We start from the raw sequence: 18720 nt of genomic DNA on the forward strand, positions 1-18720 counted from the left end.
ATAAATTAGTGGCTTTATTTGTCTTTAGGCTTTTGACACATTTTCATAAGTAAGAGCACTAGAATTAGGAGGAAAGGTTTATGTTTAATTACAAGCAGTACAAGAGAGGCTACTTTATGCCACCAGTTGAGTGCAATGACTGGGTTAAGAAGGAATACGTGGATAAGGCACCAATTTGGTGTTCTGTTGATTTAAGAGATGGCAATCAGGCTTTAATAGAACCAATGAGCTTGGCTGAGAAGTTAGAGTTTTACAAGATGTTAATTAAGGTGGGCTTTAAGGAAATCGAGATTGGTTTTCCAGCAGCATCAGAGACAGAGTATGAGTTTTGCCGTACTTTAATTGATAATAATATGATTCCTGAGGATGTTACAATTCAGGTGCTTACTCAAGCTAGACCTCATATTATTAAGAAGACTTTTGAGGCAGTTAAGGGCGCTCCAAGAGCAATCATCCATGTTTACAATTCTACATCTCTTGCACAAAGAGAGCAGGTATTTGCTAAGTCTAAGGAAGAAATTAAGAAGATCGCTATTGAAGGTGCTAAGCTTTTAAAGGAATTAGCTGAGGCAGATGGCGGAAACTATTTGTTTGAATACAGCCCTGAGTCGTTTACAGGCACAGAGCCAGAATATGCCCTTGAGGTTTGTAACGCAGTTATTGACCAGTGGCAGCCAACAGCAGACAAGAAGTGCATCATTAACTTACCGGTAACTGTTGAGATGTCTCTTCCTCATGTTTATGCTAGTCAGGTAGAGTACATGTGTAAGAACATGCATAGTAGGGAAAATGTTATCGTATCCCTTCATCCACACAATGACAGAGGTACAGGCGTTGCCGATTCTGAGCTTGGCTTACTTGCTGGTGCTGATAGAATTGAGGGTACACTTTTTGGTAATGGTGAGAGAACTGGTAATGTAGATGTTATTACACTTGCTATGAATATGTACTCACATGGTGTTGATCCAAAGCTTGATTTATCTGATATGCCTGAGCTTGCACAGACTTATGAAAAGCTTACTCAGATGACAATTTCTGATAGACATCCATATTGTGGTAAGTTAGTATTTGCAGCCTTTTCAGGTTCCCATCAGGATGCTATTTCAAAGGGAATGCACTATAGAATCGACCACAATCCAGATCTTTGGACTGTGCCATATCTTCCAATTAATCCAGAGGATGTTGGTAGAACTTATGATTCTGATGTTATTAGAATTAACAGCCAGTCTGGTAAGGGTGGCGTTGCCTACGTATTAGAGAGAAACTTCGGTATGCTTATTCCAAAGGCTATGAGAGAGGATTTAGGCTATGCTGTAAAGGATGTTTCTGATAATGCTCATAAGGAATTAGCTCCAGACGAGGTACTTGAAATCTTTGAGAAGAGATATAAGAAATACACTCCAAACTTTAAGATTACAGAGGTACATTTTAAGCAGGAAGATGGAATTCAGACAGCAGTTACTATTGAAGAAAATGGACAGTCTCTTACAGTTAATGCAGCTGGTAAGGGTCGTCTTGATGCAGTAAGTAACGCACTTGCTAAACATTTTAATAAGCCATGTAATATTACAGTTTATGAAGAGCATGCCTTAAAGAGTGGTTCAGGTGCTTCGGCTATTGCTTATGTAGGTATTGAGGGCGATGATGGCAAGGGCTACTTTGGTATTGGTATTGATCACGATATTATTAGAGCTTCTATTGATGCGGTTGAGTCAGCTATGAATAGAAGTCTTGATAAGTAGGATTTAACAATAATGTAGTTTGTTTTTAATAAGGAATTAGCTAAGGGATAGGAAAATGTTTCTATCCCTTTTCTTTAGATTAGAAACGAACAAAATTTCTTTTTGGACTTTTATTTTTCATAAAAGAATGTTAATATAGGACATGGTAGGTCGAGAAAGGAATTTAATTATGAGAATTATTTTAGCTTCTGCTTCTCCTAGAAGAAAGGAACTTTTAGAGCAGGTCGGTATTAAATTTGAGATTATAACTAGTAAGGCAAGTGAGGACATTGAACTAATGCCTCCTTACGATTATGTGAAGGAACTTTCAAGAAGGAAGGCAAGAGCTGTATTTGATATGCTAAAGGAAAGAGGGGAAGACCTCTCTGATTGTGTGATTATTGGCGCAGATACAGTGGTTTATCACAAGGGCGAGATTCTAACTAAGCCTAAGGATAAGGAAGATGCTAGAAGAATGATTAAGGGACTTTCTGATAATGCTCATCAGGTTTACACAGGAGTTTGTCTTATTAAGACAAGTGGCGTGGGCGATAAAGTGGAGGCTAAAGAGATTAGCTTTAGTGAGAAGACAGAAGTTTTAGTCTATCCTTTAACAGATGAGAGTGTGGAAGCCTACATATCAACTAAAGAGCCTTATGATAAGGCAGGGGCATATGGAATTCAGGGGCTTTTTGCCGCCTACATTAAGGCTATTGAGGGCGACTATAATAATGTAGTTGGTTTGCCAGTAGCAAGAATATGTCTTGAACTTTATAAATTAGGATATAGAATAGATTGCGAAAGGTGTTAATATGATACGATTTATAGCAAGTGACTTAGATGGTACACTACTTCTTAATGGGGCACAGAGTGTAGATGAAGAAACTTTAAGAGCAATAGCTAAGCTTTTAAAGTCGGGAATACATTTTGCTGCTGCATCAGGTAGACAGATTACCTCTCTAAAGAGACTATTTGAGCCTGTTTCAAAGGATTTGGTATATATTGCTGAGAACGGTGCATTAGTAGCTTATAAGGACAAGGTAATAGCTAAGACAGCTATGGAGAGAGACTTAGCCCTTGAAATAATTGATGATGTTTATAATAGAGCTAATTGTGAGGTCTTAGTTTCAGGACAAAAGACTGCCTATATTAAGCCTAAGACTAAGGAATATCATCACAGAATGACGGAGGTAGTTAACTATCATACAACTCTAGTAGAGGATTTTAGTGAGATTAAGGAAGATATTTTAAAGGTGGCTGTTTGTGACCTTTCAGGTATCTCTAATTCTAGAGACTATTTCTTTGATAGATGGCAGGGTAAGGCAAGTATTGCAGTATCTGGTGATCTTTACCTAGATTTTATGGAGACTAGCGTTTCTAAGGGTAAGGCTATTAATCAGATTAAGGAATATTTTAAATTACAGTCTAATGAGTGTATGGCATTTGGTGATAATTATAATGATATTACTATGCTTGATAATGTTAAGTATTCTTATGTCATGGAGAAGGCTGTAGCAGATGTTAAGAAACATGGTAACTACGAGGCCAAGAGAGTAGTTGATACATTAAGGGAGCGTTTCCCACAAATTTTATCATAAGGAGATTGAGTTAAGTAATCAGAATTATTGATAAATGTGTTTAAATATACTCAAAGGAGTAAACTACTATGAACACATCAAATATCACAAATTATAAACCAAAAGATTTTGCTGAACTATTAGGTGTATCTGTTAAGACATTACAACGCTGGGATAGGGAAGGAATATTAAAAGCAAACCGAACTCCAACTGATAGGCGTTATTATACTTATGACCAATATCTTCAGTTCAAGGGCATAAATACAGAAAATGATAATCGTCAGACTGTTATTTACGCCAGAGTATCTACAAGAAACCAAAAAGATATTTTACAAAATCAGGTATATTTTTTACGGCAGTATTGCAATGCTAAGGGTATTATTGTAAATCAATGTATTAAGGATTATGGTAGCGGTTTAAATTACAACCGTAAGAAATGGAATGAACTATTAGATGAAGTAATGGAACAAAAAATCAAAACTATCATAGTAACACATAAAGACAGATTTATCAGATTTGGCTATGATTGGTTTGAAAAATTCTGTATGAAGTTTAATACAACCATAGTGGTAGTAAACAACGAAGAACTATCACCACAGGAAGAACTTGTACAGGATATTGTTTCAATCCTTCATGAGTTTTCTTGTAGGCTGTACGGACTTCGTAAGTATAAAAAACAAATAGAAAGGGATGAGGAAATTGCTAAAGAGCTTCAAGACGGAAATAAATCCGTCAAAGCAGCAAATAGCCAAAATCAATAAAACTATCGGAACTTGTAGATATATTTACAATTTCTATCTCGCTCATAATAAAGAACTTTACGACAAAGGTGAGAAGTTTATGAGTGGCAAGAGTTTTAGTGTTTGGCTAAACAATGAATATCTTCCTAATAATCCTGATAAATTATGGATTAAGGAAGTAAGTTCTAAATCAGTAAAGAAATCTATTGAAGATGGGTGTACTGCTTTTAGAAAATTCTTCAAACATCAAAGCGGATATCCTAATTTCAAGAAAAAGTATAAGTCCGATGTAAAGATGTATTTTGTAAAGAATAATCCAAAAGACTGTGCCTGCGAAAGACATAGGATTAACATTCCTACTCTTGGTTGGGTAAAACTAAAAGAAAAAGGTTATATACCTACAACTAAAGATGAATGGAAAATTAAAAGCGGTACAGTTTCTAAAAAAGCGGATAGATACTATGTTTCGGTTCTTGTAGAAGTCCCTGACAACAAGATTGCCAATAATTCTAATGAGGGAATTGGTATAGATTTAGGATTAAAGGATTTTGCAATCATTTCTAATGGTCACACTTACAAGAATATTAACAAGTCAGTAAAACTTAAGAAACTTGAAAAACAATTACGTAGAGAGCAAAGGAGTCTCTCACGTAAGTATGAGAATTTAAAGAAAGGAGAGTCCACTCAAAAAAATATACAAAAACAAAAGCTCAAGGTACAGAAAATTCATCATAGGATAGACAATATTCGAACAGATTACATTAACAAAACGATAGCGGAGATAGTGAAATCCAAGCCGTCTTATATAACTATTGAAGATTTAAATGTATCAGGAATGATGAAGAACAAGCATCTTTCAAAAGCCGTTGTATCACAGAAGTTCTATGAATTTAGAACTAAACTTAAAGCAAAATGTGATGACAATGGCATTGAATTAAGAGTTGTAGATAGATTTTATCCATCATCAAAACTATGTCACTGCTGCGGCTCTATCAAGAAAGACTTAAAGCTTTCAGATAGAATATACAAATGCAGTTGTGGCTATGTTGAGGATAGGGATTTCAATGCCAGTCTAAATCTAAAAGATGCTTTAACTTACGAAGTTGCATAATCAAGCAAACGCAAGTATGTACCGAAGGCTATTTTCGGGAATTAACGACTGTGGAGTGTACAAGAACTTGTGAGTAGTGTGTTACTTGTAACCACAAAAGCATACACGTTGAAACAGTAAGTAATGTTCGTGAGAACTTACAACATCTCGATGTGAGTATACTTAATCACATTTTGAGTGGCAGATTATTATGGACGAGAAGCATTTAACAGCCTGTGCAGAGGTTTTCTTAAAAGAGCAAGCTAAACTTTTTATGGAGGATGTAGTCTTTGATCTTGATGAGGCTAAGGATTTTCTTGAAGAGTCTTTTGCTTTTGTTTGTAAGGACATTAAGGAATTAAGAGATGCCCTAGCAGAAGAAGGTATGGATGTTAGTTCTATGTCTGATGAAGAATTAGAAGAGCAGCTAGAAGTTTTTAAGCTTCCTAGTGGCGAATATTTTGTAGTTGAAGGTTAGAGGTGAATATGCTTGAAGATTAACATTGTATGCGTTGGCAAGGTGAAAGAGAAGTTCTTTACAGGTGCTATTGATGAGTATTCTAAGAGACTTTCAAGATACTGTAATTTAAAGATTATAGAGCTTCCTGATGAGAAGACACCGGATAATGCAAGTGATACTGTTAATGACTTAATCAAAAGAAAAGAAGGGGAGAGAATTTTATCTAATATAAAAGACGACTCCTATGTTATAGCCCTTGCCATTGAAGGCAAGATGTTAGATTCTGTTGAGTTATCAAAAAAGATTGATGAGTTAGGAATTTCTGGAAAGAGCGATATTAGCTTTGTGATTGGTGGTTCCCTTGGCTTATCAAGTGAGGTCTTAGCTAGAGCAGACTATAAGCTTAGCTTTTCTAAGATGACCTTCCCACACCAGTTAATGCGTGTGATTTTACTTGAACAGATTTATAGAAGCTATAGAATTATGAAGAACGAGCCATATCATAAGTAGCTCTTCCAAAGGAAGAGCTACACGTGTGCGAGCTGCGGCTTTGCCGCATCTAATGCGAGCACTTCCCCCCTTGTGGTGGGGAAAGAGCTACACGTGTGCGAGCAGCGGCCCTGCCGCATCTAATGCGAGTACTTCCACATCTATAGCGAACATATTACAGAAATTATGGACTAAAGGAGTAGGGATTTTGAAGACTAACAAGAAGAGATTAATTGCTTTAGTGTCTGCAGCGGTTTTAGTTGCAGCATGTTTAATTTTTATGATTTTTTTCAATGGCCACTTTGTTTATATATCAACAGGGCTAAATTCTAATACTATTCTTAAGCTAGACGGTATTACAATGACTAAGACCGAAGCTAAGATTTTAATGTCTGATGCTAGAAGCCAGTATGAAGAGCTTTTAGGTGAGGATATCTGGAATGAGACAATTGATGGAGAATCTTTTTATTCTTATGTTAATGATCAAATTAAAGTTAAGTTAATAAGAGTTGCTATGCTAAATAAGCTAGCAAAGGAAAGAGGCGTTGTTTTAAGTAGAGATGAAGAGAACAACGTAGAGGCAGCAGCTGCTGAGTATTACAATAACTTATCCGATGATGATAAGAAGCAGTTAGATGTAAGTTTAGAGGATCTAGAAGAGATGTATACTAAATTTGCCATTGCTAATAAGTTATATGAGGATATTATTTCTGAATATGACATTGAGGTAAGTTATGATGATGCTAGAGTTATTGATATTCAGTATATTGTAAGCGATTCTAAGGAAGAGGTGGAGAATGCCTATAATAGCATTCAGTCAGGTAGCTCTTTCTTTGCCCTTGCAAAGGAAATCAATGACGATGGCAATTATGAAATGGAATTAAAGAAGGGTGAAATGGATCAGACATTTGAAGACATTGCCTTTAACCTATCTACTGGTGATATGAGTGAGGTTTTTGAAGTAAATGGACTTTATTATCTAATTCGTTGTACTTCTGATAATGATAAAACTAAGACTGAAGTCAATAAGACAACAATCTTAGAAAGCAAGCAATTAGAGCAGTTTAATGAGTATATGAATGAGTACGAATCAAAGTATTATGTAGATTTTAATACAGGAGTTTGGGCAAAACTTAGCGTTCGTTCTAATTCAATTTATTCATCAAATTTTGAAAGTATTTTTAATTCTTATTTATCTAATTAAGATTTATATGAATTTATTATTGAAAGCGAAGCTTTCATTTAAATAAAAGGGAGAAAATTTTATGGCAACTAAGAAATATGATGCTAATAGTATTTCCATTTTGGAAGGACTAGAAGCGGTTAGAAAAAGACCTGGTATGTATATTGGTTCAGTAGGCACTAAGGGTCTTAATCATCTTATATATGAAATCGTAGATAATTCTGTAGATGAGCATTTAGCGGGCTTTTGTAGTGAAATAGACGTAAGCCTTAATGCAGATGGTACAGCTACTATTAAGGATAATGGTAGAGGTATTCCAATAGGAATTCATCCTAAGGCTGGTATTCCAGCAGTTGAGGTTGTATTTACTGTGCTTCATGCTGGCGGTAAGTTTGGCGATGGCGGTTACAAAATTTCTGGTGGTTTACATGGTGTAGGTGCATCTGTTGTTAATGCTTTATCAGTTTGGTTAGAGGTTGAAATCAGACTTGATGGAAAAGTTTATAAGCAAAGATATGAAAGAGGTAAGGCAGTAGCTCCTCTTAAGGAGATTGGTACTTGCAGAAAGCATGATACAGGTACAACAGTTACTTTCCTGCCTGATGGTGAAATCTTTGAAAAGACTAGATTTAAGGCGGATTCAATCAAGTCAAGATTACATGAAATCGCATATTTAAATCCAGGACTTACAATTAATTTTAAGGACCTTAGAGGGGAAGAACCTGAAGAGGAAACTTTCCATGAAGAAGATGGTATTTTAGCTTATGTTAAGGACTTAAATGTAGGTAAGGAAACTGTTTGTGATATTGTTTATTTTAAGAATAAGCAGGATGACATTGAAGTGGAAGTTGCTTTCCAGTATGTAAATGAATTCGAGGAAAATATACTTGGTTTTTGTAATAACATTTACACTCAAGAGGGTGGTACCCATATTACAGGTTTTAAGACTAAGTTTACAATGATTATAAATCAGTATGCTAGAGAGTTAGGAATTCTTAAGGATAAGGATAATAACTTTACTGGTCTTGATGTAAGAAATGGTATGACAGCTATTGTAGCTATTAAGCATCCAGCACCAAGATTTGAAGGTCAGACAAAGACTAAGCTTGATAATCCTGATGCTTCAACAGTTGTATCAGCTATAACTAACGACGAGGTTCAGTTATATTTTGATAAGAATTTAGAGGCTCTAAAGGCTGTTATTGCTTGTGCTGAAAAGTCAGCTAAGATTCGTAAGGCTGAGGAAAAGGCTAAGACAAATCTTCTTACAAAGCAGAAATTCTCAATTGATAGCAACGGTAAGCTTGCTAACTGTGAAAGTAGAAATCCTGAAGAGTGCGAAGTATTTATTGTAGAGGGTGATTCTGCCGGCGGTTCTGCAAAGTCTGCTAGAAACAGAAGAACTCAGGCAATCCTTCCAATTAGAGGTAAAATCTTAAATGTTGAGAAGGCAACAATCGATAAGGTTTTAGCTAATGCAGAAATTAAGACTATGATTAATTCCTTTAATTGTGGCTTCTTAGAGGGTTACGGTAATGACTTTGATATTTCAAAGCTTCGTTATGACAAGATTATTATTATGACTGATGCCGATGTGGATGGTGCTCATATTGATACACTTTTACTTACATTCTTCTATAGATTCATGCCTGAGCTTATTAATCAGGGTCATGTCTATATTGCAACACCACCTCTTTATAAGGTAGTGCCAAAGAAGACTAAGAAGAAGTCTGGGGATGAAGGTATGTATCTTTATGATGACAAGGCTCTTGAAAATTATAGAAAGAATCATGAAGAAGGTAGCTTTACTCTTCAAAGATATAAGGGACTTGGTGAGATGGATCCTGAGCAGCTTTGGGAGACAACTCTTAATCCTGAAACTAGAATTTTAAAGCAGGTGGAAATTGAAGATGCAAGAATGGCAACAGAAGTAACTTCAATGCTTATGGGTAGTGAGGTTCCACCTAGACGTGCATTTATCTATGCTCATGCCAATGAAGCTGAGATTGATGCTTAAATTTACGAATATATGATTTACTAATAATAATTTTTTGGAGGAAGTATGGCTGAACAGATAGTAAAGACTGAGTATTCTGAAATAATGCAGAAGTCTTATATAGATTATTCCATGAGTGTAATTACAGCAAGAGCTTTACCAGATGCAAGAGATGGTTTAAAGCCTGTTCAAAGAAGAGTTTTATACGCTATGGACCAATTAAATTTAGGACATGATAAGCCCCATAGAAAGTCAGCAAGAATTGTTGGTGATACCATGGGTAAATATCATCCACATGGTGATAGCTCAATTTATGAGACATTAGTAGTTTTATCACAGGATTTTAAGAAGGGAATGGCTTTAGTAGATGGTCATGGTAACTTTGGTTCTATTGAAGGTGATGGAGCCGCTGCTATGCGATACACTGAGGCTAGACTCCAGAAGTTTACAGAGGACGTTTACTTAACAGATCTTGATAAAAATGTAGTAGATTTCCTACCAAACTTCGATGAAACAGAAAAAGAACCAGAGGTTTTACCAGTTAGAGTACCTAATTTACTTATTAATGGTGCTGATGGTATTGCCGTTGGTATGACAACTAATATTCCACCTCACAATCTAGCTGAGGTTTGTGATGCAGTTTGTGCCTATATGGATAACACTGAAATTACAACTAAGGAATTACTTGAAATTATGCCAGGACCAGATTTCCCTACAGGCGGTATTGTAATTAATAAGTCTGACTTAGAGGACATCTATGAAACAGGTCAGGGTAAGGTAAAGCTTCGTGGTAAGGTGGTTTACGAGCCAGCTACAAAAAGAAGTGAAAGAGATAAGTTAGTTATTACAGAGATTCCATACACAATGATTGGAGCTAATATTTCTAAGTTTATCTCAGATGTTCTTGATTTAATTGAAACTAAGAAGACAAGTGATATTGTGGATGTTTCAAATGAATCTTCTAAGGAAGGTATTAGAATCGTTCTTGAACTTAAGAAGAACGCTGATTACAAGAACTTAGAGAACATGCTTTATAAGAAGACAAAGCTTGAAGATACTTTTGGTGTTAACATGCTTGCTATTGTTAATGGAAGACCAGAAACACTTGGTCTTAAGCAGGTTATTAAGCATCATGTAGACTTCCAGTTTGATCTTGCCACAAGAAAATATACAACTCTCCTTAAAAAGGAAAGAGACAATAAGGAGATTAAAGAGGGTCTTATTCGTGCCTGCGACATTATTGATTTAATTATTGAAATCCTTAGAGGAAGTAAGAATTTAGCTCAGGCTAAGGATTGCTTAGTTAACGGTAATGTTGAAGGTATTAATTTTAAGTCTGAAAAATCTAAGGCAAGTGCAGCTAAGCTTGATTTTACAGAGCGCCAGGCTACAGAGATTTTACAGATGCGTCTCTATAGATTAATTGGTCTTGAAATTTTACAGCTTCAGAAGGAATTCGAAGAATGCTTAAAGAAGATTGAAAAATATGAGAAGATCCTTTCATCTAGAAAAGAAATGGCAAAGGTAATTAAGGCTGAACTTTTAAGAATTAAGAAGGAATATGCTAGAGCTAGAAGAACTCAGATTCTTGATGCTAAGGAAGCTGTTTATGAAGAAAAGAAGATGGAAGAGAAGGAAGTAGTCTTTATTATGGATAGATTTGGCTATGCTAAGACTATTGATATTTCTGCCTATGAGAGAAATAAGGAAGCAGTACATGCAGAGAATAAGTATGTCTTTACATGTATGAATACCGGTAAGATTCTCATTTTCACAGACACAGGTAATATGCATCAGGTTAAGGTAAAGGACTTACCATATACTAGATTTAGAGACAAGGGTACTCCTATTGATAATGTTGGTAATTACGATAGTAGTGGAGAAAATATTTGCTTCCTCGGTTCTGAGGCAACAATCAAGAATAAGAAGCTCCTCTTTGTTACAAAGAATGGTATGGCAAAGCTTGTGGATGCTTCTGAGTTTGAAGTTAATAAAAAGACAGTTTCGGCTACAAAACTTGGTGAGGATGATAGTTTAGTAGGCGTTTATACAACAGATGCTAAGATTGCTATTTATTCTAAGTTTACCCTTGAGGGTGGCATTGTAGAGGAAGAGGTAGTGGAAAGTAACCAGAACGTTTGCCTTGCTAGTGCTAATGGTAACATTTTAAAATTCCCTCTAACTGACATTCCTCAAAAGAAGAAGAATGCTCTTGGCGTTCGTGCTATGAAGTTAGCTAAGGATGATCATATTGATGAGGTCTTCTTAGTTACTGATGGAGATGAGGTAACGGTTGAGTATAAGAAGAAGGAACTTAACCTTACTAACTTAAAGTTAGCTCATAGAGATTCTAAGGGAAGTAAAATTAAATAGCTTAAATCCTAAAAGGAGGTTTACATCCTAGTAAACATTTGCTAAATTAGTAGTGATTACATTTTAATGAGTTAAATCGTTAAAACATTAGGAGGAAATGAAAATGAAACTTTGGGGCGGTCGTTTTACAAAGGAGACTAATGAGTTAGTTAATAACTTCAATGCATCAATCTCCTTTGACCAAAAATTTTATAAACAAGATGTTAGAGGTAGTATTGCACATGCCACTATGCTTGCTAAATCAGGGATTATTAGCGAAGAAGAAGGCGAGATAATTGTTAATGGATTAAAGGCAATTTTAGCTGACATCGATGCAGGAAAGCTTGTTATAGATGATGAATATGAGGACATTCATACATTTATGGAAGCAAACCTTATTGAAAGAATTGGTGATGCTGGTAAGAAGCTTCACACTGGTAGAAGCAGAAATGATCAGGTTGCACTTGATATGAGACTTTATACAAGAGATGAGATTTTAGCTGTAAATGAAGAAGTTAAGGAATTAATGCAGGTTATTCTTCGTATTATGAAGGAAAATGTTACAACATTTATGCCAGGCTTCACTCATTTACAAAAAGCTCAGCCTGTAACTGTAGCACATCACTTTGGCGCATACTTTGAGATGTTTAAAAGAGATAGATCTAGACTTTCAGATATCTATGAGAGAATGAATTACTGTCCACTTGGCGCAGGGGCTCTAGCTGGTACAACTTATCCTCTAGATAGAGAGTTAACTGCTAAGTTACTAGAATTTAATGGACCTACACTTAATAGTATGGATTCAGTTTCTGATAGAGATTATTTAATTGAATTCTTATCAGCACTTTCAACTATTATGATGCATTTAAGCAGATTCTCTGAAGAAATTATTATTTGGAATTCTAACGAGTATAAGTTTATTGAGCTAGATGATGCATTTTCAACAGGAAGCTCAATTATGCCACAGAAGAAGAATCCAGATATTGCAGAGCTTGTAAGAGGTAAGACAGGTAGAGTTTATGCAGCACTTATGGGACTTTTTACAACAATGAAGGGAATTCCTCTTGCTTACAATAAGGATATGCAGGAAGATAAGGAATTGACTTTTGATGCCATCGATACTGTAAAGGGCTGTGTCAGCCTCTTTAAGGGTATGATTGATACAATGAAGTTTAATGATAAGAGAATGGCTGATTCTGCTAAGCATGGCTTTACAAATGCTACAGATGCCGCTGATTATTTAGTTAAGAAGGGCGTACCATTTAGAGAAGCTCATGGTATTGTTGGCCAGTTAGTTCTTCTTTGCCTTGATAAGGGAATCGCACTTGATGACCTTTCTCTTGAAGAATATAAGAAGATTAGCCCAGTATTTGATGAGGATATCTATGAGGCAATTAGCTTAGAGACTTGTGTTAATAAGAGACTTACTCTTGGCGCACCAGGACCTGAGGTAATGAATAAGGTTATTAAGTTAAATGAGGAATATTTAGCTAATAACTAAGTTAAGATTATATAAAACTTTAGATTAAGATATAAGATTTAAACCAGAAATTAGCCTAGGCTAGTTTCTGGTTTTTTATTGCCTTGATGCATTTTCCCTAAGAATAAGGCTTTATATTAATTGTAGAAATATATGTTAAATGATATAATGAAAATAGTTTTTAAGGTAAATCTATAAGGAGATTTCTTATATGATAAGAATTATATATTTTGATGTTGCAGCGCTTTTAGTAAATGCCATCATTGTGTTTTCTTTCTTTTATAGAAAGATGACTAGGGGAGCATCGAATAAGTTTTTTATATTTAATGCTATATGGGAAATTATAACTTGCATTTTTGATATATGGGCTATAACTATTGATACGAGCATGCATAATAGTTTGTTTGAAATTAGGACTGCCTTTATACCTAATTCCCTTTATTTTCTATTTCATTTGTCTAATATTTTCATATATACTTTGTATAATATTAGCATTATAGACTTGTGGCAAATTATGTTTAAGAGGCATGGCTTCTTGATTTTTCATATTCTTTCAATTCTAGCTATCATTATTTTATTGATTGTAAATCATTATAATGGCATGATTTTTAGAATTGATGAAATGGGACATTATATTAGAGGAAATTATATACTTCTAATGTATTTTATTGGTAGTCTGAATTTCTTTTATTCCTTTTTCTTTGTAATTCAACACAGAGATTGGTATGCACAGTCACACTTTAATAGTATTGTTTTGATGTATCCTATTAGTGTACTTGCAATTGGAATTCAATGGTTCTTCCCGTATTTAGTTGTGGAGCCCTTTGCCCTATCTTTAGTTAATCTTTTGGTAAGCCAGACGGTTCAAAGGCCGGAGGTTTTAATTGATGGAGTTACAGGTTTTCACAATATGAACTCCTTTATATCTGATACGAAAAGATACGAAAAGACTAAGTCTAATCGAATGATACTTCTAGTTAAATTAAAGAATTCTTCAATGCTTAGGGGGCTTTTATCTTATGAGCACTACAATTCCTTAATTAGAAGAACTGCAGGTATGATTCAGAATTCGACTAACTTAATTAAGGGTAGATATATTCTTTATTATTTAAACGATGGCAAGTTTGCAATTATTGTTAATCATATTGATGGAAACAGGGTTAAGGCCTTAGCTGAACTAATTGATCATGAGCTTTCAAAGCCTATTAGTTTTAATCATATTAATGTAAATATAAACGCTTACCTTTGCAGTCTTGTATTCCCAGAGGATATTGCTAGCGTGGAGGATTTGATTACATTTTCCAATAGCTTTTACAATAATAGCAAGCTTATGGGAAATATTTACGAGGCTAAGGACATTATTAATGATAAGGAAGTAAGTATAAATACAAACATTGATAAGATCATTGAAAAGGCTTATTTAACGGATAATTTCATGGTTTATTATCAGCCAATTTATTCTGTTAAGGAAAAGAAATTTAAAAGTGCCGAGGCTTTGTTAAGACTATATGACAAGGAATATGGCTTTGTATCTCCAAAGGTATTTATAAAGGCAGCGGAGAAGAGTGGGGCGATTCTAAGAATTGGCGACTATGTTTTAGATGAGACCTTTAAATTTATTGCTAGTGAAGATTTTGAAAAAAGTGGACTTGAATTTGTGGAAATTAATCTTTCAATCCAGCAATGTCTTCAGGTGAATTTGGCGGATGATATCATAAATAAAATGAAGTGTATGGAGATATCTCCAGATAAAGTAAACTTTGAAATTACAGAAAGTATTGCTGGTTATTCTCAGGCTGTGGTTATGAACAATCTTATTAAGCTAAACGATTATGGCATTAAGTTTTCTCTAGATGACTTTGGAACGGGTTATTCTAATCTTAGAAGACTTGGAACCCTGCCAATAACTATTGTTAAGCTTGATAAGCTCTTTGTAGATGAGTATAAGAATGAGGTTATGCAAACCATAATTAAAAATGTAATCTCTATGTTTAAGGAACTAGATTTAAGAATTTTAGTTGAGGGCGTGGAGAATAAAGATCAGCTAGAGTCTTTTATTGGCTATGGTTGTGATGAGATTCAGGGCTTCTTTTTCTCAAGGCCTATAAAGAAGGGAGATTTACTAGATTTCCTAGAAAACTTTAGGGCAGAGGAGCAGGAGAAGTTAGAAGATAATTTCTAGAAATTATAAGTAGAATACAGTTTATCCACTAGAATAATATGAACGCAGTGTAAGCAATCCCCCGCTTCAAAAGCGTAAGCTTTAAGCGGGGGTATAAAGCTTACTAGTGTCAGAAGGGGTTAAAGCCCCTTCTGACAGGTGGCACAAAGTGCCACTGCGTTCATGAGGAAGTAGCGAAGCGGATTCCGAATGTCCGCTTTACTAAAACTAAAGGGATGCCCTAGAGCATCCCTTTAATTTTGTATTTAATTTACCGATTTAAATTGCTAGAGTCAAGACTCGCTCGCGAGTCTTGCGCGCCGGATTCGGGTCTGCTTCAGCAGACAAATTCCTGTCCGAATCCGTGCGCATCCTCGCGGAGCGTTTAACTCAGTCAGAGCTTGTGCCCTGACTGAGTTAAATATTATCAAAATCATCAAGTGAATCTAAATCATCTGGACTTACAATTTTATCAACCTTATTTTCAACCTTATCTTCTTCATAGTCTTCGACTTTGTTTCCTTTATCTTTGTTTGAAGAAACGGCTTTGTTTTCATTTTCAACACCATCTAATATCTCTAACTCTTTTACAGAATCCGGATCATCTTCGAAGTACTCTTCAAAGAATTCTTCCTCTGGAATGTCATCGATTATGATGCTGTCGTTGTCCTCATTATCAATAATGATTTCTTCACGAAGCTTTTCCTTAATAAGCTTTTTCTTAACATCTTCACCTAGGATGATTGACTGTAAGAATACTGGTAGCTTATCTAATTTGCTCTCTTTTTTTCTAATCTTTTTTGAAATAATATAGAGAACAATCAAAATGATAATACTTATAATGCTTACCACAATTCCTAGGATTGAATTAACTGGTGTGTACTTAAGGCTTACTGTATGTGAGCCCTCAGATACGCTTACCATAAGTAGAGCATCCTTAAAGGCGCTTGTTTCTACCTTCTTGCCATCAATGTAAACTGTCCAGCCATCATCGTATGGAATTGAGAAGAGGATATTTCCATCTTCGCTAGCATCAATAGTGCCTTCAATGCTTGTGCTTGAATAGTCTGTGACATTTAGTCCTGACTCATTTAGCTGCTCCATAGCTGATACATAGCGGCTCTCTTCAAGAGTATAAACCACAAGGCCCATAGAACTATCAGATTCAATCTCAATGTCATCCTCAGTTGTGTAGTAGCCTAAATCAAGGATTGTACCTGTCTTAATATTGGTAAAATCTCTTGTTGTTGAATCATTAATAGTTACATGTATTGATGAGCAAGCAGAATTCTTAGTAATTAGGTAAAGGTGTCCGTCCTTTACAGGATTAAAATAAACCCAATTATCATTGCCGTATTCATATGTAAGTGTAAATACGTTTGAAATTCCAGTTAAGCTCTCAACTAAGCTATTAGTATTAACAATGCCATCGCTTGACTTAGTAGGATTCCAGTTATCCTCTGCGTCGGATGGAATTAAGTATCCTACAGGAAGTACATTTTCATTCTTATAAATGAACTCACCGTTGTTGCCAGTTACATAGCTAATTAATGGTCCTTCGTTTAGAATCTTATTGCTAATTAGGTACTTAACTGAGAAAAGTGAGTTAGTAACTAGTGTTGAACCGTTGTAACCATAAGCGTTTGTGGAACTTTCAATTCCAAGGAAGCCAAAGAGCTTTGACATTCCAGCATTACTTGTGGAAGAGAAGTTTGAGATGGAATGGTAATTATGCCAAGCACCATCGTTTTTAGTTCTAGCACCAACCACCTTGTCCATTCTGTAAAATGTATCATCTTGACTTGCAACTTCTTCTGTAACATTTTCAACAGCATCAAAATCAATCTGATAAGATGAAAGGGATGTTGTGCCAAGGCCTGTATTATCCATGTTTATAGTTGCCTCAATGATACAAAGGGAATAGCAGGCAATTAGTAAAATCGGGCTCTTAAATTTCTTATTTCGCTTTAGATAGATTAAAAGGGCGTAGAGTAAAATAAAGGCGCCACTTATATAAACTGTCTTAAAATCATAGGTTTCATCGGATACAAAGAGCTGCTCAACAATTACTAGGAAGCCCATACTTATCCAGAAAGCAAGGGCAAGTTCTTTATTATTGAAGTTCTTTATATTATTAAAGGCCTCAAAGCAAATAATTAATACAAAGAAAATGTAAATAAAGGACTGACGTGCTGGCAAACTGTTTGGATAGTGGAAACCATGCCAAATGTAGTTTGGAATATTTAGGTTAAAGGAAATTAAAAAGATGAGTACTAGGGCCATCTTTGTGATCTTTTCCTTAGGCTTAACCTGTTTTGAAATAACGTAGAGTGGAAGTAAAATAAGGATTGCCACTCCGCAGTAAATATTAGGATGATGTTCTAGGGCTGTGTGCACTGGAATATTAATTAAATGTCTTGTAAATTCCTTGATTATGCTAAAGTAGTTTGACCAAGTTGATGGGAAGGTCGAATTACTTGAAGCGGATAAGGAAAATGTATAAATCTCAGGAAGGAGTAGAATTGCTGCTAGTCCTCCGGCTAGGAGAGAATAGAAGGCAAAGCTATACATTTTCTTAAAATATGCATAAAAAGACTTCTCGCCCTCGTAACAAATAATGAGCACGATAAAGTATAAAACCACGCTAATACAAACCATAATGGAAATGTAGTAGTTTGTGTAAATGCAAAGGCCAAGCATAATGCAGTAGAAAATGCCCTTATTTTGATTTACTAATCTTTCAAGACCAAGAATGATTAGTGGGAATAAAATGATGCAATCAAGCCACATAATATTCCAGCTATAAGCTGCTAAAAATCCACTAAAAGCATAGAAAATACCGAAAGGTACAATGCTTAATTTCTTAGTGTTAAAGTGCTTGGAAATGTAGAAAACAATTGCAAGGCTGGCTATTGAAAGCTTTGTTGCAATAATGTAGTCCATTACAACTGGTATGAATTTTTGTGGGAAAAATGCAATAATAAAATTCACTGGGCTTGCTAAATAGTAAGCAAATAAGGATATGAAGTTAGTTCCCATACCAATATCCCAGGAATACCACAAAGAGTCACCAGATTTAATCTTTTCCCATAGTTCTGAGAAGAATGGGGCATATTGATGATAACAATCTGATCTTAAGTATACATTATTGCCAAAGGGATAAATCTCTTTAATATAGTAAAGAGCAATATACATTATCAGTGGCAATACAAAAGCTACAATGTAAGTTATATTTCCTGAAGGCACAAGACCTGTGCTTTCTTCAAGTAGTCTAAATCGCTTTTTCTTTCTTGTTTTTATATTAGATTTAGTTTCTCTTGATGAATCATGTTCTTGATTCAAAGTGTTTTTCTCTGTTTTTCCTAAGTTAAGATGACTTATATCTAACACTTTAAACTTCCCCCGTTTTAATTTATTTGGGGATTATAAAAATGTATCAAAAAAAGACGTATTAAAGTCAAAATCCCCTAA

At 35.1% G+C, this 18720-nt stretch carries 13 protein-coding genes; 12 read left to right on the forward strand and 1 reads right to left on the reverse strand.

What is annotated here, in order from left to right; genetic code table 11:
* Positions 1 to 80: 80 nt before the first annotated feature.
* The 12 genes from G600_RS0102825 (at position 81) to G600_RS14915 (ending at position 15270) form a co-directional block, all read left to right on the forward strand.
* On the forward strand, positions 81 to 1742 hold the full coding sequence (locus G600_RS0102825) for a 2-isopropylmalate synthase (protein ID WP_027430574.1): 1662 nt from the start codon (positions 81 to 83) through the stop codon (positions 1740 to 1742).
* A 166-nt stretch (positions 1743 to 1908) separates the two neighbouring features.
* Positions 1909 to 2532, forward strand: coding sequence for a Maf family protein (locus tag G600_RS0102830; protein ID WP_027430575.1), 624 nt, complete (start codon positions 1909 to 1911; stop codon positions 2530 to 2532).
* 1 nt (position 2533) lies between these two features.
* Positions 2534 to 3319, forward strand: coding sequence for a Cof-type HAD-IIB family hydrolase (locus G600_RS13610; RefSeq protein ID WP_034245353.1), 786 nt, complete (start codon positions 2534 to 2536; stop codon positions 3317 to 3319).
* An 83-nt stretch (positions 3320 to 3402) separates the two neighbouring features.
* Complete coding sequence (locus G600_RS0102840; protein WP_169449135.1) at positions 3403 to 4059, forward strand: IS607 family transposase; 657 nt, start codon at positions 3403 to 3405, stop codon at positions 4057 to 4059.
* Positions 3989 to 5149 carry an RNA-guided endonuclease InsQ/TnpB family protein gene (locus tag G600_RS0102845; protein WP_034245356.1) on the forward strand — a complete coding sequence of 387 codons (1161 nt, stop codon included), beginning with the start codon at positions 3989 to 3991 and terminating at the stop codon, positions 5147 to 5149. Before G600_RS0102840 ends, G600_RS0102845 begins: the two co-directional genes overlap by 71 nt.
* A gap of 190 nt (positions 5150 to 5339) precedes the next feature.
* Positions 5340 to 5606, forward strand: coding sequence for a glyoxalase (locus G600_RS0102850; protein ID WP_027430578.1), 267 nt, complete (start codon positions 5340 to 5342; stop codon positions 5604 to 5606).
* Between the two features lie 12 nt (positions 5607 to 5618).
* A complete protein-coding gene (gene rlmH, locus G600_RS0102855) occupies positions 5619 to 6098 on the forward strand; it encodes a 23S rRNA (pseudouridine(1915)-N(3))-methyltransferase RlmH (protein ID WP_027430579.1) in 480 nt (159 codons plus the stop codon).
* A 187-nt stretch (positions 6099 to 6285) separates the two neighbouring features.
* A complete protein-coding gene (locus G600_RS0102860; RefSeq protein WP_027430580.1) occupies positions 6286 to 7281 on the forward strand; it encodes a foldase protein PrsA in 996 nt (331 codons plus the stop codon).
* A 61-nt stretch (positions 7282 to 7342) separates the two neighbouring features.
* Complete coding sequence (locus G600_RS0102865) at positions 7343 to 9277, forward strand: DNA gyrase/topoisomerase IV subunit B (protein WP_027430581.1); 1935 nt, start codon at positions 7343 to 7345, stop codon at positions 9275 to 9277.
* A 45-nt stretch (positions 9278 to 9322) separates the two neighbouring features.
* Entirely contained in the window at positions 9323 to 11629 is a 2307-nt protein-coding gene (locus tag G600_RS0102870; RefSeq protein WP_027430582.1) for a DNA gyrase/topoisomerase IV subunit A, read from the forward strand.
* A gap of 103 nt (positions 11630 to 11732) precedes the next feature.
* Complete coding sequence (argH, locus tag G600_RS0102875) at positions 11733 to 13109, forward strand: argininosuccinate lyase (RefSeq protein ID WP_027430583.1); 1377 nt, start codon at positions 11733 to 11735, stop codon at positions 13107 to 13109.
* A 493-nt stretch (positions 13110 to 13602) separates the two neighbouring features.
* Complete coding sequence (locus G600_RS14915) at positions 13603 to 15270, forward strand: EAL domain-containing protein (RefSeq protein WP_162141493.1); 1668 nt, start codon at positions 13603 to 13605, stop codon at positions 15268 to 15270.
* 396 nt (positions 15271 to 15666) lie between these two features.
* On the opposite strand, the gene G600_RS13620 is transcribed toward G600_RS14915, so the two are convergent.
* A complete protein-coding gene (locus G600_RS13620) occupies positions 15667 to 18639 on the reverse strand; it encodes a YfhO family protein (RefSeq protein ID WP_051195335.1) in 2973 nt (990 codons plus the stop codon).
* Positions 18640 to 18720 lie beyond the last annotated feature (81 nt).

The organism is Lachnospira multipara ATCC 19207, assembly GCF_000424105.1.
Classification (GTDB): domain Bacteria; phylum Bacillota; class Clostridia; order Lachnospirales; family Lachnospiraceae; genus Lachnospira; species Lachnospira multipara.